Source organism: Prevotella illustrans, from assembly GCF_017426725.1.
Lineage (GTDB): Bacteria > Bacteroidota > Bacteroidia > Bacteroidales > Bacteroidaceae > Prevotella > Prevotella illustrans.
Genome location: NZ_JAERMS010000030.1, coordinates 16975 through 38691 on the forward strand (window position 1 = coordinate 16975; position 21717 = coordinate 38691).

23 protein-coding genes are annotated in these 21717 nt (G+C 43.0%); 7 read left to right on the forward strand and 16 right to left on the reverse strand.

From position 1 onward, the window contains the following. The first annotated feature begins 55 nt into the window (after positions 1–55). Together JHU38_RS09000 and aroC are read left to right on the forward strand one after the other, a co-directional pair. On the forward strand, positions 56–634 hold the full coding sequence (locus JHU38_RS09000; RefSeq protein WP_107582932.1) for an FKBP-type peptidyl-prolyl cis-trans isomerase: 579 nt from the start codon (positions 56–58) through the stop codon (positions 632–634). A 17-nt stretch (positions 635–651) separates the two neighbouring features. Then, positions 652–1725, forward strand: coding sequence for a chorismate synthase (gene aroC, locus JHU38_RS09005; RefSeq protein WP_107582934.1), 1074 nt, complete (start codon positions 652–654; stop codon positions 1723–1725). Positions 1726–1892: 167 nt separating this feature from the next. Here the strand turns inward: aroC and JHU38_RS09010 are convergent, their stop codons facing one another. From JHU38_RS09010 to holA, 4 genes are all read right to left on the reverse strand, one after another. Further along, a complete protein-coding gene (locus JHU38_RS09010) occupies positions 1893–2801 on the reverse strand; it encodes a dihydroorotate dehydrogenase (RefSeq protein WP_107582936.1) in 909 nt (302 codons plus the stop codon). Continuing rightward, positions 2789–3565 (reverse strand): dihydroorotate dehydrogenase electron transfer subunit, encoded by a 777-nt coding sequence (locus JHU38_RS09015; RefSeq protein WP_107582937.1) that lies wholly within the window; start codon positions 3563–3565, stop codon positions 2789–2791. Before JHU38_RS09015 ends, JHU38_RS09010 begins: the two co-directional genes overlap by 13 nt. 68 nt (positions 3566–3633) lie before the next feature. Beyond that, positions 3634–4098 carry a helix-turn-helix domain-containing protein gene (locus tag JHU38_RS09020; RefSeq protein ID WP_107582939.1) on the reverse strand — a complete coding sequence of 155 codons (465 nt, stop codon included), beginning with the start codon at positions 4096–4098 and terminating at the stop codon, positions 3634–3636. A gap of 773 nt (positions 4099–4871) precedes the next feature. Next, positions 4872–5903, reverse strand: a complete 1032-nt coding sequence (holA, locus tag JHU38_RS09025; protein WP_107582941.1) for a DNA polymerase III subunit delta — start codon at positions 5901–5903, stop codon at positions 4872–4874. A 121-nt stretch (positions 5904–6024) separates the two neighbouring features. On the opposite strand from holA, the gene JHU38_RS09030 reads away from it, so the two are divergent. Continuing rightward, positions 6025–6474: a type I restriction enzyme HsdR N-terminal domain-containing protein gene (locus JHU38_RS09030; protein ID WP_107583206.1), complete on the forward strand. Its 450-nt coding sequence runs from the start codon at positions 6025–6027 to the stop codon at positions 6472–6474. 129 nt (positions 6475–6603) lie between these two features. Beyond that, positions 6604–7731, forward strand: coding sequence for a UDP-N-acetyl glucosamine 2-epimerase (locus JHU38_RS09035; protein WP_107582943.1), 1128 nt, complete (start codon positions 6604–6606; stop codon positions 7729–7731). A gap of 1016 nt (positions 7732–8747) precedes the next feature. Here JHU38_RS09035 and JHU38_RS09040 read toward each other — a convergent pair. The 8 genes from JHU38_RS09040 to nusB all read right to left on the reverse strand — a co-directional run bounded on the left by JHU38_RS09040 (position 8748) and on the right by nusB (position 14681). Beyond that, positions 8748–9368, reverse strand: coding sequence for a deoxynucleoside kinase (locus JHU38_RS09040; protein WP_107582945.1), 621 nt, complete (start codon positions 9366–9368; stop codon positions 8748–8750). A 42-nt stretch (positions 9369–9410) separates the two neighbouring features. Next, on the reverse strand, positions 9411–10028 hold the full coding sequence (locus JHU38_RS09045) for a deoxynucleoside kinase (RefSeq protein WP_107582947.1): 618 nt from the start codon (positions 10026–10028) through the stop codon (positions 9411–9413). A gap of 241 nt (positions 10029–10269) precedes the next feature. Further along, complete coding sequence (locus JHU38_RS09050; protein WP_158267322.1) at positions 10270–11169, reverse strand: FimB/Mfa2 family fimbrial subunit; 900 nt, start codon at positions 11167–11169, stop codon at positions 10270–10272. A 106-nt stretch (positions 11170–11275) separates the two neighbouring features. After that, entirely contained in the window at positions 11276–11722 is a 447-nt protein-coding gene (locus tag JHU38_RS09055) for a DUF5606 family protein (RefSeq protein WP_107582951.1), read from the reverse strand. A gap of 55 nt (positions 11723–11777) precedes the next feature. Beyond that, positions 11778–12353, reverse strand: a complete 576-nt coding sequence (coaE, locus tag JHU38_RS09060; RefSeq protein WP_107582953.1) for a dephospho-CoA kinase — start codon at positions 12351–12353, stop codon at positions 11778–11780. Then, positions 12350–13213, reverse strand: a complete 864-nt coding sequence (locus JHU38_RS09065) for a YbbR-like domain-containing protein (protein WP_317196016.1) — start codon at positions 13211–13213, stop codon at positions 12350–12352. Before JHU38_RS09065 ends, coaE begins: the two co-directional genes overlap by 4 nt. A gap of 122 nt (positions 13214–13335) precedes the next feature. Further along, positions 13336–13659 carry a preprotein translocase subunit YajC gene (gene yajC, locus JHU38_RS09070; RefSeq protein WP_107582958.1) on the reverse strand — a complete coding sequence of 108 codons (324 nt, stop codon included), beginning with the start codon at positions 13657–13659 and terminating at the stop codon, positions 13336–13338. 41 nt (positions 13660–13700) lie between these two features. After that, positions 13701–14681 (reverse strand): transcription antitermination factor NusB, encoded by a 981-nt coding sequence (gene nusB / locus JHU38_RS09075; protein ID WP_107582960.1) that lies wholly within the window; start codon positions 14679–14681, stop codon positions 13701–13703. 256 nt (positions 14682–14937) lie between these two features. On the opposite strand from nusB, the gene JHU38_RS09080 reads away from it, so the two are divergent. Genes JHU38_RS09080 through JHU38_RS09090 form a run of 3 tightly spaced genes read left to right on the forward strand, consistent with a single transcriptional unit; the run spans position 14938 to position 16576 of the window. Then, the gene (locus tag JHU38_RS09080) at positions 14938–15546 is read left to right on the forward strand and encodes a 50S ribosomal protein L25/general stress protein Ctc (RefSeq protein ID WP_107582962.1); all 609 of its coding nucleotides are present in this window, start codon (positions 14938–14940) and stop codon (positions 15544–15546) included. A 9-nt stretch (positions 15547–15555) separates the two neighbouring features. Next, positions 15556–16128 carry an aminoacyl-tRNA hydrolase gene (gene pth, locus JHU38_RS09085; protein ID WP_107582964.1) on the forward strand — a complete coding sequence of 191 codons (573 nt, stop codon included), beginning with the start codon at positions 15556–15558 and terminating at the stop codon, positions 16126–16128. Positions 16129–16147: 19 nt separating this feature from the next. Then, entirely contained in the window at positions 16148–16576 is a 429-nt protein-coding gene (locus tag JHU38_RS09090) for an RNA-binding S4 domain-containing protein (protein WP_107582965.1), read from the forward strand. A 6-nt stretch (positions 16577–16582) separates the two neighbouring features. Here JHU38_RS09090 and JHU38_RS09095 read toward each other — a convergent pair whose 3' ends face one another. The 4 genes from JHU38_RS09095 to JHU38_RS09110 all read right to left on the reverse strand — a co-directional run bounded on the left by JHU38_RS09095 (position 16583) and on the right by JHU38_RS09110 (position 21151). After that, on the reverse strand, positions 16583–16795 hold the full coding sequence (locus JHU38_RS09095) for a hypothetical protein (RefSeq protein WP_107582966.1): 213 nt from the start codon (positions 16793–16795) through the stop codon (positions 16583–16585). Between the two features lie 371 nt (positions 16796–17166). Further along, positions 17167–17658 carry a PIN domain-containing protein gene (locus JHU38_RS09100; RefSeq protein WP_107582968.1) on the reverse strand — a complete coding sequence of 164 codons (492 nt, stop codon included), beginning with the start codon at positions 17656–17658 and terminating at the stop codon, positions 17167–17169. Continuing rightward, positions 17655–17915, reverse strand: a complete 261-nt coding sequence (locus JHU38_RS09105) for a surface protein (RefSeq protein ID WP_158267317.1) — start codon at positions 17913–17915, stop codon at positions 17655–17657. Before JHU38_RS09105 ends, JHU38_RS09100 begins: the two co-directional genes overlap by 4 nt. A 287-nt stretch (positions 17916–18202) precedes the next feature. Continuing rightward, positions 18203–21151: a TonB-dependent receptor gene (locus JHU38_RS09110; protein WP_107582972.1), complete on the reverse strand. Its 2949-nt coding sequence runs from the start codon at positions 21149–21151 to the stop codon at positions 18203–18205. Positions 21152–21717: the final 566 nt, after the last annotated feature.

Below are 21717 nucleotides of genomic sequence, written 5' to 3' on the forward strand. Positions count from 1 at the left end.
TAATTACAGTATCTTTGCAAAGACGAATCAGAAATATTATCTATAGATATGGAAAATGAAAAAAAACATGTATATCGCCGCTTCATACCAGCTTTATGACGTAAGCGAAGGCAAGAACGAGCTATTGGAAGAAACCGCCGAAGGACAGCCTTTCGACTTCATCAGTGGAATGGGCATTGCGCTCGAAGCGTTCGAAAACCAATTGATCGAACTGAAAGAAGGAGAAAAGTTTGATTTCAAAATAGCCCCTTCTGAAGCCTACGGCGACTATCATGCCGATCATGTAACAGATTTGGAGAAATCGATTTTTATCCGTAACGGTAAATTCGATGACGAATATATCTATGTAGGCGCCATCGTTCCACTGCAAAATCAGGAAGGAGAACGTTTCAACGGACATGTGTTGGAAATTACCGACACTACGGTGAAAATGGATTTTAACCACCCGTTGGCCGGCAAAACACTCCATTTCAAAGGTGAAATAAAGAAAATTCATGAAGCGTCGGCCGAAGAAATGGCTACCTACGTAAACTCCATGTCAAATGGTTGCAGCTGCGGTGGCGGAAACTGCGGCGGAAACTGTGGCGAAGGCGGCTGCCAGAATGGCGGCTGTGGCAACTGCAATAACCATTAACATGGGAAATAGAGACGATGCGCAATACTTTTGGTAATCTATTCACGCTGACATCCTTTGGCGAAAGTCATGGAACGGCACTGGGCGGCGTTGTCGACGGCATGCCGGCAGGCGTCGAGATTGATCTTGATTTCATTCAGAAGGAACTGGATCGACGGCGGCCGGGACAAAGTAAGCTGACGACAAGTAGAAAAGAGTCGGATAAAGTAGAACTCCTTAGCGGCGTGTTTGAAGGCAAATCGACCGGCGCTCCCATCGGTTTTATCGTAAGAAATACCAATCAGCATAGTAAGGATTATGATAATATGTGTAATCTTTTCAGGCCATCTCACGCGGATTACACATATTTTAAGAAATTTGGAATAAGAGATTACAGAGGTGGCGGCCGATCGTCGGCCAGAATCACGGTGGCCAGATGCGTAGGAGGCGCGCTGGCTAAATTGGCGCTGCGGCGGTTGGGAATCGAGATCAAGGCTTATACATCGCAGGTTGGCCATATCAAACTCGCGAAAGATTACCGAAAATATAACTTGGACTTCATTGAACAGACCCCCGTAAGATGTCCGGACAAAGAAAAAGCTACCGAAATGGAAGCCCTCATCGACGAGGTAAAAACAGCGGGCGATACGATCGGCGGCGTAATAACGGGTATCATCAAAGGGTGTCCTGTGGGGCTGGGTGAACCGGAGTTTAACAAACTCCACGCCCAACTGGGAGCGGCCATGCTTGGTATCAACGCGGCCAAGGGATTTGAATATGGTGAAGGATTTGACGGCGTGACCGCTCGGGGCAGTGAACAAAACGACGTTATGACTGAAAGCGACAATCCTACCTGGCTGTCGAACCACAGCGGAGGCATACAAGGCGGCATCAGCAATGGTCAGGATATCTACTTCAGAGTGGCTTTCAAACCGGTGGCAACCATTTTACAGCCACAACACACGGTGGATATAGATGGCAAAAGTATTACGTTCAAAGCCCAAGGACGCCATGACCCCTGCGTTTTGCCGAGAGCTGTACCAATCGTAGAGGCTATGGCAGCTATGGTTGTCTTGGATAATTATCTCCTTAACCAAGCAATTAAACTGTAAAAAACAAATAATAGATTTTTTTAAAAGGTTACTATTCCGGATAATTAAAATTCGTCGTACCTTTGCAAATGATGATACGGTATTTGAGAAAATACCAAAATCGTTTAGTTAAGTCTAGTTTAGTTTTTTGTGTTGGTTGAGGGAGCGCAAATGCCCTCCCTCAATTTTTAAGCTATAACGCCTATAATCTCTCTGACATCACGCACACCATGACGGTCGAGCCATGCGTTCATTTCGCGGATAACCTTCATAGTAACGGACGGATCTATGAAATTGGCGGTTCCAATTTCAATGGCTGTAGCACCACACATCATAAATTCGAGCGCGTCAGTAGCGTTCGAAATGCCTCCCAAACCTATAACAGGAATTTTAACCGCGTGCGCGACATCGTAGACCATACGAAGCGCTACGGGCTTAACCGCGGGGCCACTAAGCCCACCGGTACGAATGCTCAACAGCGGTTGACGCTTCTCTATGTCAACCGCCATACCCATCAACGTATTGATCAACGATACACTGTCAGCCCCTTCAGCTTCGCAGGCACGCGCGATGTCGGCTATATTCGTCACATTAGGGGATAATTTAACGATCAACGTCTTGGGATAAACCTTGCGCACAGCGCTCACGACACTCGCAGCGCCCTGGCATGTGACGCCAAAAGCCATACCGCCATCTTTGACATTAGGGCAACTGATATTAAGTTCAATGGCCGGGATGCGGTCTAAAGTTGCAATTCGCTCAGCGCAAGCCGCGTAATTCTCAGGACTGCTCCCACTGACATTAACAATCATATTTGTCCGGATTTCTTTGATCTGCGGATAGATAGACTCGCAGAAAAAATCGACTCCTTTGTTTTGCAAGCCAACACAATTAAGCATTCCCATTGGAGTTTCGGCCATACGAGGATAATCATTGCCTTCACGAGGGGCAAGGGTAGTTCCTTTCACAATAATACCCCCAAGCTCATCCAAAGGTACAAAGTCGGCAAACTCAAGGCCATAACCAAACGTTCCCGAAGCGGTCAGCACCGGATTCTTCAAGCGCAAATCCTTAATATCTACATTCAAACGTGCCATAATAAATCTTTTACGTTAAAAACCGGGCCCTCCTTACACACACACTGATTGCCTTCAACCGTTTTCTCCACGCAACAGAGGCATGCGCCAACCCCACATGCCATCTTGTTTTCTAATGAAGCCTCGCAGAAAATGCCTTTTTCGAGCGCATAGCGCGCCACGCTAACCATCATCGGCTTGGGACCACAAGTGCTGATCTGGTCAAAACGCTCGGATTGAAGCAAGGAATGATCGGTGACAAAGCCTTTTTCGCCCTGACTGCCGTCTTCTGTTGTCACGTACACGCGCCCGTACTTATTAAATAGGTCCAACTCCAACAAGTCTTTAGCAGACCGGGCGCCCAACAAGAATGTCGCATGATGGTGAGCTTCCTGAAGTGCTTTGCCAAAGTAAAGCAGGGGGGCTACACCGACACCACCGCCTACAAGCAACACACGGGAAGAAGGATTGGCGGGCATGGTAAAGCCATTACCTAATGGGAAAATACAATTAACCGTATCGCCAGGCAACAAACTGCTCAAGCGGCGGGTGCCATCGCCTACAGCCGCAATGAGAAGCCACAACTCATTGGCAGCAATATCGACAAAATTAATAGAAATAGGACGGCGTAGAAAGGTTGTTGAAGAATGATCAACAAGCAACTCCACAAACTGACCAGGCACCATAGGGGGTAAAGGATCAGGTGAGGTTAATTTTAAAACCACATGCGTTGCACTCAGCCTCTCTACAGATAAAATCTTAAGATCAAGGTTGTACTTTTTCATTATGCTATCTTTAGATGTAACAAAGATAATCTAAAAGCATGGAATGACAAAAAAGGACGTGACTATTCTTATTTCTTGGGTACGAAAGTTTCCCAGGTTTGATCATCATAAAAGATGCGGATTTCTGTAATCTGACGCACTTTTTTGTCAATTTCTTTCACAATTATTTTTTGAGGTTGTTGAGCAGTGGAAGCCGGTTCCTTACCCGGTGCCTGATCGAAAAGGGAGGGTAGAGTGCCCTGCGACGCACTTCCAAAATCTACAAGCTGTGCTTCTGTAGACGAGCGTGTATTACTCTGAGACGTTTCATCAGTCTTGTCTTTCGTAATATACATATCTCCGAAACCAAACAACAACCAATCGGTAGAGATAGAAGGGATCTTGTTTTTGATTGCTTCTACAATATTGATAGTCGGTTTGGTTCGTCCGGTGAAGATGCTGCTAAGCGAAGCGGATGACATTCCGATGAACTGAGCGAAGGTCTGTTGGTTCATGTGAGAGCCTTCCATTATCTGCCTAATTCTATCTTTCATAAGCTAAAAGTAGTAAAATAGAGCGTTATAAGTCATTTTTTATTGATTTTACAAAAGTAAAGAAAAAAAATTACATACACAAAGCATTCTTAGAATATTTATAGATGTATAATATTAGAATTTAATTTTAAATATACAAACCAAGAAAGGCGATATAACGAAAAGGAGATTTGTGTTTGTAAATGTAAATATTTTGGGGCTAAAACGCTACGAATTACAAATTGAGAGAAAGCTGACAAATAACTGATTATTATTTAGATATTTAGATGTTAAAGCGCGCATTAGCGCCTATAGCGAAACTCAAAATAGCTATTTATACACAAAAACGTATATATAGATTCACAAAATAGGCATAAATCTCTGAATTTTAGTGATTTAATAGCAAATTGATGGAATGAATATAGATTCGTATAGATATTGAAACGAACAATTTAAAACAACAAATCAAGGATCGTAAACGCTAAAACAGCTTCTTAAAATGCTAAACCTGCCTTTCTATTGGTTTATATTTGTTGATTTGTCGTTGTAAAACGGCCGCACGTTACACAACCCGAAATGCAAAAGAATGCTAACACTAAATTTCCAACGTTCGAAAATCGTAAAAATAGAAATGCTTGAAGAATTCTGAACAACGATTCGAATTGTCTGAAATAATCGAATTCTGCATAGGGTTTTTAGTAGCTAACTGCTTGATACCATGGGCAATTAGCCAAAAAAAAGTGCTCTTTTGGAGCACTCATTTTAGCTTAAAATAGAGAAAAAAAGTGGCAATTTTAGTGGAAAATGAAGAAAAGAAGCTCTTTCATCAACTCTCCAGGGCCCGTATTAGGGTTATGAATACCCTTACTTTTCGCATCTATCTCTCTAATTTTAGAAATTATTTGCATTGTTTTTACACCGGAATAATTTCTCATCCCTATCATGTAATCTTTTGCCGACCATGCTGATCTCAGATCCAGAAACTGCGCTACACTATTTTCATTATTTCGTTGAGGAGCATAATAGGCTATCATCAGATTTTCGAAATAAGAAAAGATTAGTGGAAGAAAAGCATAAATAGAACCAGCCTTAGGATTACTGTCAAAATATTTCATAATTTGATTCGCCTTAAAAATATCCCGATTGATGATCGCGTTTTTAAATTCGAACGCATTGAAATCTTTACTTACGCCCACTTCGCGTTCTACAATTTCCGGAGTAACTCTCTTATTACTTTCGGAGAGAGAAATCAGAACCTTATCAAGCTCCGACGTCAGTCGGTTCAGATCGGCCCCAATATGATCAGCCATCATTTGAGCGGCCTTTGGTTCTATCGTTGCTTTCTGTTGCTGAAGATATGAAATAATAAACCCCGGAAGTTCTCTATCATATAGTTTCTTGCTTTCGAACACAACCCCACCGGCTTGCTCCGCTTTGGCAACCAATTTTTTGCGGCGATCGATCGTGCCATTCTTATGACATAAAACTAAAACCGTCGTTTGAACCGGATGCTCGAAATATTTTTCCAACGCGTCAGTCGATTTCAGGTTTTGGGCTTCCTTTACAATAACGACTCTATATTCAGCCATCATGGGATATCCTTTCGATAAATCAGCTATCTGAACGGCAGTCATGTCAGAGCCAAAGACAATCGACTGGTTGAAGTCGCGCTCTTCGGGTTTTAATATATTGTCCGCAATAAAGTCTGATATTTTATCTATATAATAAGATTCTTCACCCATTAATATATAAATAGGTGAAAACTTTCTTGCTTTTAGATCTTTCATAATAAGGTCGTAAGACGGACCAACTTTCTTCTCTGCCATTACTGTGTTAACATTTTAATTTGACTGAGCTGCAATATCTATGTTTTTTTCGTATCTTTGTACAGATATCTTGTTGTGCAAAGATAGCGTAAAAAAAAGGAATGGAAGACAAAACAAAGAAATGAATCGTTTAAACTTACCAAGCTTTGACTTGAAACTGTCCGGAACAAAAGAAAAGCCTAAAATATTTGATATTTTAAGAAAGCGCTATGTGGCTTTGACCCCGGAAGAATGGGTCAGGCAACATTTCATCCATTACCTTATCAATTATAAAGGTTATCCCAAGGCGCTCATGGCAAACGAAGTACAACTCCAAATAGGAAGTAAACTGCTTAGAGCAGACAGTGTGTTGTATGATTTACAGCTAAAACCTAAAATCATTATCGAATATAAAGCTCCCTCCATCCCCATCACTCAGAAAGTATTTGACCAGGCTTTTGCATACAATACGCAGCTCCATGTAAATTATCTGATGGTCTCAAACGGTATAAACCATTATTGCTGCAAAATAGATTATGCACACCACAACTACATTCTCCTTGCAGATATTCCGGATTATCATCAATTATAACTTAGTAGAGTTCCGTTTGCCCCCTGTGTCAATAGGCGTAGAAAGATATTCTTGTCGCTAATCACACAATAATCCATCCTCATCAAAGGTCCATATTTTTAATAACTATTTACGTATTAGAGAAAAATAATGAAAAAGATTTGTATATTTTGTGGCGCTCGTCCCAATTTTATGAAAGTCGCTCCGCTAATCAGATCCATCAAAAACTACAGCAACGAAGGTCATGATATAGCCTATTCGCTTGTGTATGCAGGAGCAGAAAACGATCCGACTCTTGAAAACTCTCTCTTCACGGATCTACAGATAGACCGTCCCGATACTTTCCTGAACGTGGTTTGCGAGAATCTGAATGAGCTGACAGGCCAAGTAATGTCTAAATTTGAATACTATCTTCAGACCAATCCTACCCAAATGGTTGTCGTTGTAGACGATTTGGCCAGTACAATGGCCGCGGCTATTGTCACCAAAAAGCAAGGCATTATCTTGGCACACATTGCGGCAGGAACACGCAGCTTCGATATCAACATGCCAAAAGAAATCAACCGGCTGGTTATTGACGGACTGAGTGACATTCTTTTTACAGCCGGTTTCAGCAACAATAACATCGCTAATAAAGCAGGAACAGAATTATCGAAAGTATTTATGGTAGGCAACATACTCATAGATAATTTAAGATTCAATCATCAGCGTATAGCTGCGCAACAACTTCCCGCAGATGTGAACATGCTCATAGCGGCCTCTGACAATAAGAAACAACCACTGCCCTATCTCATTTTTACACTAAATCGTAAGGCTCTTATCGCAGATAAGAACAACTTACGACAAATGATCGGAGCTATTGACAGGGTGGTAAAAGAGTTCGGAGTGCCGGTGCTTGCCCCATTGCGTAATGATGCGCTCCAAACGGTGCAATCAATGTTAGATCAGAAGAGCGCTATCCACCTGATCGAACCACAATCCTATCTTGCTTTCAGTAAACTGACAGCACAGGCTGCCGGAATTATCACCGACAGTGGTAATGTGGCAGAAGAGGCCAGTTTCAACGGTGTCCCATGTATCACGCTGAACAGCTATACGGAACATATTGAAACGGTAACGGTAGGAAGTAATATTTTAGTCGGTGAGAATGCGGATAGCTTGGCCCAATCACTTCATGACATGCTGGCCGGACAGTGGAAAAAATGTGGAATTCCTGACCGTTGGGATGGCAGAAGCGGTGAAAGAATCCTTCATATTCTTATCGAATCATTGGAATAAAAAAATGTGTTCGATAACAATCTTAAAAAAACTTTATTTTTGAACCACGTATTACTTTTTTTATTATGTTTGCAATAACAAGGGATGGCTAGAAAAATAGGAAAGCGTTTTATCTATTTTTAGAGGATAATCCTTTCACCATCAAAGATACACAAAAGCTATTTCCCCTGTCATTTGGTTAGAACCCTTTTATGAAATTAGAAGGACAATGGATTTATTTAGAAGATAACAGATCTAAGTTTTTTTTTGTTTCAAAACAGAAATTAATAGGCTTGTGTAAAGCGGTAAATTAATCTCCTTTTCATCTCTTAAAAAGTAATAATTTATTTTCGTAATTTAAATTTTAGCTTTCAAGCAATTCAATAGGGTTCTTACTATGGTAAAGGAGGACTTCAGGAGATTCCACAGGTTTATCAAACCTGATTACGCAAGAGGGTGTGTCAAAAATGTACGCATCCTCTTTTTTGATTCCTCGACTTCTTTATGGCTCACCTGATCATTTGTGGGGGGACAAGTTTGCAAGTGATGAAATCTCCGGCTTCATCATTTGTAAGCCCATCCTCATTATTGATTCAGTGTTTCCGTGATTTTGTCAGAAAAAACTACCTGATTTTAACACTTCCGCAACACGTCATCCGGCTGTCGGAATGCCGAAAAAGTCCTTCGTTTTGCCGATTTTTATGCCCTTTTATGCCCAAAGCTATGCTTTTATCGGCTCAAAGCATAGCGATTACGCCGTCAAAGCATAGCTTTTAGCCGGTGAAAGGGCTGCGATTACGGCCTAAAAGCATAGCGATTGAAGGAGAAAAAGTGATGAGAAAGCACCTTGAAAATCGCAACACATTGATAACCAGCGTTTTATAAACTCGCTCTAAAATCGCTTATTTGCGCCCAAGTCTTTTCTTTTTCAGAATAATGCCACTTTTTTGATGGTATATGTAAAGATAATTCAGGGTGTGGCAGATGTCGGTTGATACTTGTAAACCTGTCCCCACTAATTTTCTACTGAACCTTCTTTATTCCATGGGGAACAGACCATACAAGTCGCTGTCTATCTGATCCGTTATCCTACTGAAATCAGCCGGATTACTTTCAAACTTTGTCGTGTCGCCATCCACAATCAACAGGTGGCCTTTATAACTACTTATCCAGTCTTCATAGCGTTTGTTCAAGCCATTGAGATAATCGATTCGAATGGATTTCTCAAAATCTCGTCCACGCTTCTGAATCTGTGAAACCAGATTGGGTATCGTCGAACGGATATAGATCATCAGATCGGGCAACTTCACCAGTGACATCATCAGGTTGAACAGATCGGTATAATTGGCAAAATCTCGGTCACTCATCATCCCCATATCGTGCAGATTAGGGGCAAAGATACAGGCGTCTTCAAAGATGGTGCGGTCCTGGATGATGGTATCCGTGCATTTGGATATCTCAACGACCTCTTTGAAGCGCTTGTTTAGAAAATAAATTTGCAGATTGAATGACCACCGAGACATGTCGGCATAGAAGTCGTCTAAATAAGGGTTGTTATCGACGGGCTCAAAGCGAGGAGTCCATCCGTATCTTTTAGCCAGCATTTTTGTAAGCGTTGTCTTACCGCTGCCTATGTTTCCTGCGATTGCGATATGCATGATTCTTGATAAAAAATAAATTCGTTAACTGAAATAATAATGTTATTTGAAGAGACTGAAAAGATTTTGATCTATCTGATCTACGATATACGCAAAATCTTTCTGCTCGTGCTGAAAATCCATGTGATCAACGTCTATAATAAGTTTGGGTCCTTCATACTTGTCATAAATAAACTCATTATAGCGATTATTCAAATTTTCAAGATAGTCGATGGGCATAGTCTGCTCGTAATCGCGGCCACGCCTCTGAATATTCTGTACCAAATGCGGCACCTCGGCTTTCAGGTAAATCATCAGGTCTGGATATTTCACTATCGTCATCATCTGTTCAAATAGTTCCATATAAGTATCAAAATCACGGTCGGAAAGATTGCCCATCGCCTTATTGTTAGCCGTAAAGACATAAACACCTTCATAGATGGAACGGTCTTGAATAATCGTTTTCTCGGAGTGGGCTATTTCCAACAAATCGCGAAAACGTTGTTTTAGGAAATAGACTTCCAAATTGAACGACCATCGGGGAATATTCTTGTAATAGTCTTCAAGATAGGGATTATAGTCTACAGGCTCAAAACGGGCCTCCCAACCATAGTATTTAGCCAGCATGGTGGTGAGCGTTGTTTTGCCGCTACCTATATTCCCCGCTACTGCAATATGCATTTCTTTTGAGTATTATTATTTCTTCACAAAGGTAAGGCAAAAGGATGAGACAACAAAACTTATGCTGTTTTTTCTACACTTCCGGTACGCCCCGTAGCGGAGCCATAATAGAACCGGCATAGATTTAAGACTAAGATGTCAGATGTCACTCCTATAATACAAGACCAAACACAAAATGGGTCTCTAAAATTTTTATCAAACTTTAGAGACCCACCTTCTTGTTTTTGCAAAATATTATTGGTCAATACGTATTATTATAGCCCTGAGAGTCCCATGCCTCGTCAGCAACTAAAGTAAATGAGGCTCCACGGCCCGGCTCTGTATTTTGAAAGAAAGAGCCCGAATAGGTAGTTACCTTGTTTATCTCAACAGGTACGTTTTCAAAGACACGTTCTTGAATCGTATTTTTTGATCCATCCTGAGCCAAGACTGTTATCTTCAGCTTTTTACCATCGGCATGTGGGAATGTATATATTTCATAGCTCGATGGTGTTTGGTATGCTTCAGGAGCGACAGCCCGAATCTCTGTTTGTCTGGATTTTACCGAACCAAATCCTGTTTCTGCATTAAACGTGCTACTACCACCCGTATAGGTCAACTGAAACTGCTTGACATCTGTAGGAACACGATCATTTAGCTTTAAAACAAACTTGGCTACAGCTCGTTTTAATACAACATCGTATTGCGCTTCACCGTTAATTGTGAGACTTTTACAATAATAAAAGGTATCGGTAACCTTGTTTTCTGAAAATTTAATTTCTTTTGGTGAAGAAATTGTTGCTTTCCCTTTCCCATTATGTGCTATAATAACAACGTTATAGGAACCGGCCGGCAATTGGGTAGAAATCACACCGAAATCCTTGGTTTTAGCATCTTGACTGATACTTCTTACCTTGTTATCACCACTGAATATAACCATATCTACACGCGAACAGATATCTTTCACGGGTTTCGTAGCTCTTACCGTCACTCCTTCGGTATCACTGAAATCAGACATCTGATAAGGCAGAATCGTAAAAACAATGGTATTACCTGTTTTTTCGGTCTTTTTATCTATGTACTTGTCTAAATCTACATGTTCACAAGCACACAAAAGTCCCACAATAAAAATAAAAGAAATACATTTTAATAGCTTTTCCATGTTCATTAGATATTATGTTTATTGTAAATCATTGGCACACATAAGTGCTATCAGGTCGTGAAGTAAAGGAAAGGACAAACCAAGGTGTTTGTCCTTTCACACGATATTATTCCTTGGCATTATCTCTATCCGCAACATTATCACCTTCAGTTGGGGCTAATGTTTCCCGGAAATTTGTTATACTGTTATTTATAAGAATATTATACCACTGCAATAGTTTCTTAATATCACTGTCATGTACGCGATCTTGGTCAAAATTAGGCAGTACTTCCGAAAAATAATCACGCAGCTCCTTATTACTACATTTCTTATAATCCAATGAAGACACCTTGCCTGACTCTTTTTTACTTACGCTTTCCAAAACTTTCCACAAAGGAACGTCTTCTTCATCCGTATATATAGCGATGTCACCAAGGCTCGTTACACGATCTGTAGCGAATGCCGGAATACGTCTATGTGTTTCGTCCAAAGCTTCTACTATAAGATTCATTTTTCCACGAGAAACCAGTTTGTACAGTCCTGGTTTTCCTGCAATTGAGAGAATAGTTTCCATTTCTTTTCTTGTTGTTTAATACTATTATATAATAATGTTGTTTCTTTTAATTTACTTATAAATTATATTTCTCTGTCAAAGTTGTGAGAAGAGTATCCAACTGCGGTTCTATGCAGCATTCCCCATCATTCACAATCTCAAAATCACTTCGCCTGCGCATCTCATCTTGCGACATTTGACATTCTAACCATGCGGCGGCCTTACTGCTACTGATTCGATCTCTCTGCATGATCCGATGTATTCTGACCGACGCCGGTGCTGTCACACACACTATAAAGTCAAACTTAACACGTTTGTCGAAATGTGCCTCAAACAAAATAGCGCTCTCCAACCAATCCATGCCGCTCTGTTCAAAGTCCTGGGCAACATATGGATGCACGACATTGTCTATCGCGTGTTTATTTGCTTCACTTGCCAATAAGAATTTGGCAAGTAGCCTTTTCTGCAACTCATTGTTTTCATACAGTTCCATTCCGACTATGGCTTCAAGTTTCCGGCGCAATTCGAAATTCTCTGTCATCAATCTTTTGGCTGCACGGTCACTATCATAAACCTGAATTCCACGTGCCTCCAACAACTTGCAAACAAAGGACTTACCAACTCCTATTCCGCCTGTGATTGCCACTTTCATTGTTGTTCTATTAAATAATCGACAGCTTCAATATCCAATTTGACCCCACTGACAATATTGGGGAAGGCGCGGATATGGAGTTGACACTTTTCAGAAGCACGACTTTCAAGCTCATGATAATCTACGACAACTGTAAACATTTCAGGCTTCACCATTCTAAACTTACTTGCGCCTACCGTAAACCTCACCCGCACTTTCGATGGGAAGGTACGCAAGACCTTTCCTTGTGGCATATTGATTGCCTGAATGGGCACCTCTACCAACTCTTCAGTCAAAACATCGGGATAAAAAGAAACTTTTACCGATGGTGGTATCAACTTAACACCAGGTATTTTCTTTAACGTAATATTTCTGACAACCGTGTCTTCCACATTCGTCAGATTCAGCTCTTCCGTATAAATATAATGTATACTGTCTAACGTTTTTTTACTTGCATAAACCAGAACGTTCTGTGGCCAGATCTTTGTATTTGCCAGATAATAGCTACGACTGGGCAAGACCCGCCCTCTCAACCTTACAGGAATTCGCTTAGACAGTCCGTAATTAAAGTAAAATACAAACTTATCAGGCTTGATCATAACGATTTTAGAAGACGCAAACAGCTGTGGATAAATAAGTCGTTGTAGATCGCTTGTCGTTACGCTTCCCCTTTCGGTAGCTTTATTGGCAAACTGATTGAAATTGATCAATACGGGGCGAATCCTGTCGCTATATAAATAGGTTGCTATTGTAAAGCCCTTATCCCTCACTGTGACGTGCAAAGTATCGGCAGAATCTGTCGTTAGGACAACATTCTTTGGTACATTCACGATGCGCACGGCTATAGGTATTTCAGCCTCGTAAGTCTCATTCAGTGCCATTAAAAGCCAAAACAAGCCACTCAAAGCCAAAAAGAACAAAAAAATCAGAAACTCTCGGTTCAACCAACTAAACAGAAAGTTCCTGACTACCTTATATATATGTACAAAGCCACCGGACATTTTTACGCTTTAGTAGGCTGCGAAGTAGCGTCGGCAAAAACATAAGCTTTTGCCACAGTGATGACTACACCGCGAGCAATTTCCACATCTACCGTATTCTTTTCAATATCAATATGCTTAACAGTACCGTAAACGCCACCACCGGTTACTACTTTTGACCCTTCTGTCAAAGAGTTCTGAAAGTTACGAATTTCCTTTTGCTTTTTCTGCTGTGGACGGATCATAAACAGCCACATAATCACAAAAATAGCAACCATCATGAAGAGCATACCCATACCACTTCCCCCTTGTGCTGCTGCCTGAGCAGCTAAAAACATTGTATTCATTGTCTTTCTATAAATAAATTTGCATTAATATACTTGTATTCTTAACGTTTCTCTATACGGCTTGTGCCATTGTTTTGGCGACGGTTTTCGCGTACAGGCATTATTTTCAGTAATATACCTTCCCTAATTAGATAACGAGCTATAGAGTCAAGCATACCATTTATATAATTACCACTACGCGACGTGCTGTAGAGTTTAGCCAGATCAACATACTCATTAATAGTAACAGAAACGGGAATATTGGGGAAAGTCATCATTTCTGCCAAAGCGATCTGCATAATAACAACATCCATATAAGCCAAACGCGAGAAATCCCAGTTACGACTGGCGTCACTCATATACTTCTGATATTGCTCGGCATTGAGAATTGTACTACGGAATAGCTTGCGTGCGAACTCCTTGTCTTCTTCATCTTTATATTCCGGCAAAAGTTCTTGGGCACTCTTGGCCTCCGGCTCAAATCGCTTGATCGTTTTCAACACAAACGTATCTACAACCTCCTTGTCATCATTCCAGTACAAACTCTTTTCTTCCAACAGCCCATCCAAATCCCCATTTTCTTGAATCAACTGTTTATAGAGCTTGCGCCACACTTCACGGTCAGCCTCATAAGAATCATCGTCTGACGCCATATAAGCCTGATAAGTTTCGCTCTGTTCTATTTGGTTGCACAACTTTCTGACAGTTTCAATATCGTCAGACCACGTTTGCTTTTGGTTTTCAACAAAATCATTGAGCATTTTATTTTCCTCCAACTGCACTGCAAATTTGTTGTAGGCAAACTTTTGAGAGGGAACTTCCGTTCCTTCACGCTGCGCACGCTGTGTCGCTATTTCCATACGAAGTCGCTCTTCCTTCGTAATAGCCACAATAAGCTCTAACAAATAATTGTATAAGTCATAAGCTTTAGACAAACTGAAAAAAAGTTCTTTTTCAGCTACATCCATGTTTTTGTTTCCGTTTTGATAGTATGCGTAGGTTAACTGAACTATCTTAATGCGTATAAGTTCCCTATTAATCATTCTCCAATAATTATATGGTTTCCTGTAAATGGTATATGTAATTACAATTGCAAATATAGGCAAAAAACGATAAACCCACAAGTAAATCCATGGTATTTTTAAAGTTTTTAATAGCTAACTTTGTGTATATCAAAGAAAAAAACACTACCTTTGCACTGCTTTTCGAATTGAGAACGAATAATCGGCTGTCGCTTATTCAACAATCTCAGTGTGATGGCGAATTAATAATAATTTTAATTTAGAGTAACACAAAGTTATGAAAGAGATTAACGTAACAGGTCAGAAGCGTGAGAACCTTGGAAAGAAAGCTTCTAAAGAACTGCGTAAGCAGGGTTTGATTCCGTGTAATATCTATGGTGAAAAGAAGAATGAAAATGGTCTTCCCGAAGCTCTCGCATTTACAATTCCATTCAGCGAACTCCGTAAGATTATTTACACGCCTCACATTTATGTAATCAACATCAACCTTGATGGTACACATCATACAGCTATCCTCAAGGAAATCCAGTTCCACCCGGTAACCGACGCTCCTCTGCATGTCGACTTCTACGAAGTAAACGACCAGCGCCCCATAACAATCGGTATTCCGGTAAAACTCGTTGGTTTGGCACAGGGTGTTCGTGACGGTGGCCGTATGAACCTGTCTATCCGTAAAATCAACGTAACAGCTCCTTACCAGCAGATCCCTGAGCACCTCGACGTAGACGTTACCAAATTGAGAATCGGCAAGAGCATCAAGGTTGGTGAGTTGTCATACGAGGGGCTGGAGATTGCTACCGGCAAGGATGTTATTGTTTGCTCTATCAAGATGACTCGCAACGCGTCTGTAGCAGCCGCAAATGCCAGCGAAGAAGAAGAGGAATAATAATCACGAATGGATAAATATTTAATCTGTGGGCTGGGAAACCCGGGCGATGAATACACCGGCACCCGGCACAATACAGGATTTATGGTATTGGACGCTTTTGCAAAAGCGTCCAATATTCATTTTGAGGACAAACGTTACGGCTTCATAGCAGAAACTTCTTTGAAAGGGCGCAAGGTTTTCCTGCTCAAGCCCACGACGTTTATGAACCTGAGTGGTAACGCGGTTCGCTATTGGCTCAACAAAGAGAATATCGATCAGAGCCGCCTACTCGTTATCAGCGATGATGTAGCTCTGCCCTTGGGAGCCTTTCGTCTGAAAAGCAACGGCAGTAATGGCGGTCACAATGGGTTGGGCAATATCCAGCAGTTGATCGGGCAAAACTATGCCCGTCTTCGTATGGGTGTGGGCAACGACTTCCCACGTGGCGCACAGGTCGACTGGGTTCTCGGCCATTACAGCGACGAGGAAATGAAAACACTTCTGCCGAGCATCGAAACAGCCGGCGAAATCATCAAGAGCTTTGTATTGGCCGGTATCGACATCACGATGAATCAATTTAATAAATTAGGTAAAAAATAAAAAATCTACTTCACTCCGAATGGCAGAAACAGCAAGAATCGACAAATGGCTTTGGGCCGCACGTATCTTCAAAACGCGTTCTATTGCGGCCGATGCCTGCAAAAACGGACGAGTAACGATCAACGGCATTAACGTAAAGCCGTCGCACACCATTAAGCGCGGTGAGGTTGTCTGTGTAAAGAAGCCGCCTATCACCTACTCTTTCAAGGTTATCGACTGCATCGAGCAACGGGTTGGTGCCAAAATGTTACCGGCAGTCTTAGAGAATGTTACCGATCCCCGACAATATGAATTACTCGAGATGAGCCGCATCAGTGGCTTCATCGATCGTGCCCGTGGTACCGGACGCCCCACTAAAAAAGACCGTCGTGCACTCGACGACTTCATCGAACCCGCGTTGTTTGGCTTTGATGATTCTGATAATGAAAGCTTTGAAAATGACGACTAACGCATCTTAGCTGATACAAATTCTGCGGATAACAAAAAAAAGGTGCGGGCCGTGTTTCACAACACAGTCCGCGCCATACTTTAGAATTGGTAGTGGCGCTTCGATCACAGGTTTTAGCTTCTCGATGTTCGCCTCCTCGCACATCGTCAGCACGTGGCCGGCAAACTGATAGTGCTCCATGTTCTGGAGCCGACTGAGTTGAATTGTTTTTGGTTCCATGATGTTTTTGTTTAAGGGTTAGTTGTTTTTATGGTTCGTAGGGGTACGCTGGTCGGTTTTTCTTGTTTCGCGGCCGTCGTAGGCCTACGCGGGTTAGTTTTTTTTGTTTTTCATGAATTGTAGCCCTACGACGCTCATTTTTTGTCGTTTTCTGCTCGTCGTAGGGCTACGACAGGCTATTTTTCTTATTTTCTGTTCATTGTAGGCCTACGCGGATCGGTTTTTCTCATTTTCCGCTCGTCGTAGGGCTACGCGGATCGGTTTTTCTCATTTTCCGCTCATCCGAGGCCTCGGATAAACAAAAACCGTGAAATTTGGCATTGCCCACACGACGGAAAACGGAAAATCCAGGCCGGCGGTTTGCGGGAAAACTATCGTCCCACGCTCTCGGACGATGCGGAGCGTGGGGGACGGGAAGACGTGATTCGTAATTTGTAAAAATCACCTGCTAACGATGGCAGAGAGAAACTCGTGCGGTTCGTAAACAGTGAGTTTCGATGTCGCGAAATCCGGCTTGTTGCGCGTAACGATAACATCGCACTGTGCTGTGAGCGCAGAATCATGTTGAAAGCATCCTCGAAATCATGAAAATCGGAATGGATGGCATGGCTTACCGTATCGGCATCCACGGTCGTAACGTGGCAGAGGGTCGTGAAGCGGTCGAACAGGTTCATGAATTCCGCATGGCTGCGCTTGTGGTGCGCGCTCAGAATGTAACCGGCTGTGGCAAACGAGAGCGAAGACACATATAGGCGTATCTTCTGTCGCTGCGCCAACGTAACGATTGTTGCGGCTTCCGGGAAGCCGTTGCGGCTGCCAAAATAGTCAATGAGCACATTGGTGTCAAGAAATACGTTTCTCATTTGTATTTCGCTACTAAATAATCCAACTTTGCCTGTTTGGCATCGAACGTGTCGGGCAGTTCAAACCCCTTGACGAGTGCAGCCACTTCGGGTGAAACCATGATGTCGGTTTCGGTGATTACTGTACCTTTGGCAGGATTCATCGTGGGTTCTTCAACCGACGCCATCAGCTTTTTAGCCAACCAGTGACGGTTTTGTGCCGACAGCGAAAGTCCTTGCAAATAACTCCACAGATTGTTCATTGATGCGATATTCATATTTTTGCCTCCTTTAATATTGTCTCGGTGCAAAAATTGTGCAAGCGAGTGCAAAGAAAGTTTACTTTCAATTTGCCGAGCGCCGCCAATTTTCTGCAAAAATTGTGCAAGCATGTGCAAAGAAAATTTGCGTTCAATTTGCCGAATGCCGCCAATTTTCTGCAAATATAGCGTTTTCTTGCGGCAATTCCAAATCTGCTGCGTGGATTTTCGTTTCCGTCGTGTGTCAGTATGTCAAAGAGCGAGGGGATAGTAGCCGCCAAAGCCTTGGTTCGACAGATAACGCGCTAAAAACGTTGCCCCCCAAAGCCGCCGCCAAACGGCAAGCGGCCCGAACTGATGATCATCGGTCGCATGCCGGGACCTCTCGGCCCTCGATGACGCATGCCTTCGCGAGCTTGCTTGCCGCCGAAGATGTTCAGTCGATATACCAAGTGGAGCATGACATAGCTGTTAATGCTGTTATATTGGGTATCGCTGCTCTGCAACGCGTTGATCGTTCGGCTCACGTTGCTCTGGTTGCGCAGCAAATCATAGAACTGCAACATAACCGTAAGGACACTACCCCGCAGAAAGCCTTGTGACACCTGAGCGTTCCAAATAAGCTCGTCGGTATTCATGCCCTTGCTGCTATAGCCCCGACGGCTGTTCTCGTGCAGATCGGTAGAAATGCTTGTGCCCCATGGAGCGGTCACGCCAAGCGTCGCGCCGTAGGAATATTGCCAAGTGTCGAGGTTGCTCTGGCTCAACAACTTGTTACGGCTGTGAGTGTAATTAAGCGTTCCGTCGAGCTCGAACTCCAGCCAACTGTTGCGGTATCCGGCCGACAGACGTTCCGACACGGCGGTCGAACGCGTCGTGTTCTTGACCGAACCGGAGTGGGCATTTTGGCTCAGATAACTCACATAGTTATTGTATCGCAGATGTGAGAACGTATTAATATTAAAATATCCGGCCGAGTCAATTGCCGTATTGAACATGAATCCCAGATTAGCGTCCCAGTTGCCGTTGATATTCTCCGGGCGTGTAGTGCGTCCACCGGTCTGTTCGTCGTAGGTCACCATGTTGCTGATGCTGTTGCGGGTGCTGTTGTAGTTGGCAAAGGTCATGACGGCCCGCTGGCGATTTTCTATATAAGTGTTGTAGAAAAGATTGAAGCTGTTGGTGAAAGAGGGCTTCAGGCCGGGATTGCCCTTCACGATATTGAGCGGATTACTGTCATCGGTGATATCGAGCAAGTTGGCCAAACCAGGTTGTGCGGTCGTACCACGATAATTGACGCGCAGATTGCTCATCTTGTTGAAACGATAACGGAAATCGAGCGTAGGACTGAAATTGGTTACGGAGCGAGTCGTATCGACATGGAGTCCCTGATAGTCCTGAACATATTTGCTGCTCTGCGGCTGTAACATCACGCCCACGTTGAAATTATATTTCTCACGTATCACGCGCAACATCACTTCTATCTCGTGAATATAGTTTCTGTATTCCGAGAAACGGCTCAGCTTCGTGTCGAGATAGGTTTCTATCGAGTTGGTCAGCTTGTTCAAATACGGATTCCAACCGCCATACACTAAGGGCAGCCCGGCAAAGTAGTCTTCGCCCAGATTGCTGAAGTCGTAGGTGGAACGGTCGCTCTTGCTGTACTTATACTGATACTGGTAACTGAACTGCAGAAAAGCCGCACGGAAGATGGGTTCGCTATACGCGAGCTTCAGACTGTAGCCCCGGTTCTTGCTCGGAGTCAGATTCCAGCGATTGGTCTGGTAGGTAGAATCCGTTCCCTGCGCGTTCAACACCTGATAAAGATGCACATTGCTTAACGATAAGTTCTTGTTGGTGCTGCTACCCGTATTGAATTCCGTTCTAAACGTAATGTTGCGGCCACGGCTACCAAACTTACGATTCAACTGAGCCACAGCTCTGAAGTTCTTATTGTCACCATACGTCAGTTCTGAATTGCTTCGACTGTTGACCAGCTGATTGGCCGCGTCAAGTTGCGACAGGCCGGCCGCGCTCAACGGGTCGGTCACCGTCAGGTAAGGGTCGGCGTTAAACGTCGCCGAATTGCCGAAAGCACGACTGTCATTAGTCGAATACGTAAACGACGGACGAAACAGGATATTGGTCATCGTATCGGGAGTCCACTCCAGCCGCAGGCGACCATCAAAGCTGTTGCTGCGGTTGAAAGTTTGGCTGACACTGTTGGAGAACGCGCCCGCCTTACTCACAAAACTCTGCACGGCACTAATCGAGCGACGGTCGCCGTCGGAATGATTCCATCGGGCACTGGCGTCGAACTTCAACTTGTTCTTTTTCTCATAATTATAGTTGAAGCCCAACATCTTGGCGGCGTTCAAACCATTCTGGCCACCGCCCCACCGGCCACCGCCACGGCCGAACCCCATGTCGTTGGTATTGTTGGCATTGGCGAAGGCCATCAGCTGATTCTCGTCATTAAAGTAGGCTCCCATGCCTCGGGCTGCATAGCGGTCTTTCGTGCCTGCAGACAAATCGATGTTGGTAAACATGCCTTTGTTCATGCCGGGCTTCACGCCAAAATCGAGTACGGTAGACTCGTCGCCGTCGTCAATGCCGGTAATACGGGCCAGGTCGCTCTTCTCGTCATAAGCCTTAATGTTATCAATAATCGAGGTTGGTATATTTTTTAAGGCCGTCTTTGTGTCTCCGGTCATGAAGTCCTTACCGTCCACCTTTATTTTCTTCACCGTCTTGCCGTTAATCGTGATGGAGCCGTCATCACTCACCTGAGCGCCGGGGATGCGCTTCACCAACTCTTCCACCACCGAACCTTCGGGTGTGCGATAAGCCGCGGCATTATAAATGAAAGTATCTTCTTTCAGAGTCACCTTACGGGCCTGTCCCGACACCGTAGTACCTTTCAGCATGATAGCCTCAGCACCCAAAGTTATTTCGCCCAAAGCAATATCTTTACTACCCACTACAGCCAATCTCTTGGCATATTGCTTATATCCTACGCTGGTAATTCTGATGATATAATCACCGGTCTTAGGAGTCTTCAGCACAAATTGCCCGGTTTCGTCCGACACGGTTCCCGCAGCGAAAGTGCTGTCTTTGGCATTGAGCAACTGCACGGTTGTCTGCACAAGCCCTTCCTTGGTATCACGATCGATTACACGTCCCGTTACGGACGTCTGTCCATACATCGATACGGCGACTACTATAATAAAAAAGAGTAGCAAAAAACGTTTCATCGAGTTTGGAAAAATACTATTCTGATTTGAGTTTTTGACGCAATGCCCCTACCATCGTTTAACGACGGATATGAAAATCTACATAAAAAAATGCAAAAAAATGATTTATTCCAAGAGGAAGATACCACCCTGCGGTCAGCCTATCGGCATGATCAGGCAGTTATAGAAACGTAAGGCTGACGCCCTCATCACTTGCAAGTCTATCTTCATCGTTTTCCGAATAAGCCAATATTTCCTCCTTGCATAGTCAGCATTCGGATGATAAAATTTCATAAGACTTAACTTTGCAACCGTCGTAACTGTTACGGTGGTTACAAAATCAGCAAATTCTATCGAATTGGCAAAGGCAAGACTTGTTTAATTCGCGAATTTTCACTGATTTTACTAAATATATTCGGGTTTAATCGTAGCCTCTATTTTCAGTGAATTACCGGCTGTGTGTTACGTACCGCGATTAACTCCTACACATTTGGCTAATCTTATGCCTAATTATTTAAATGGACTTTATTCTTTTATATTGCTGTCCGGTAAACATTTTTGTTATATAAAAGTTAAGGGCTAAAATC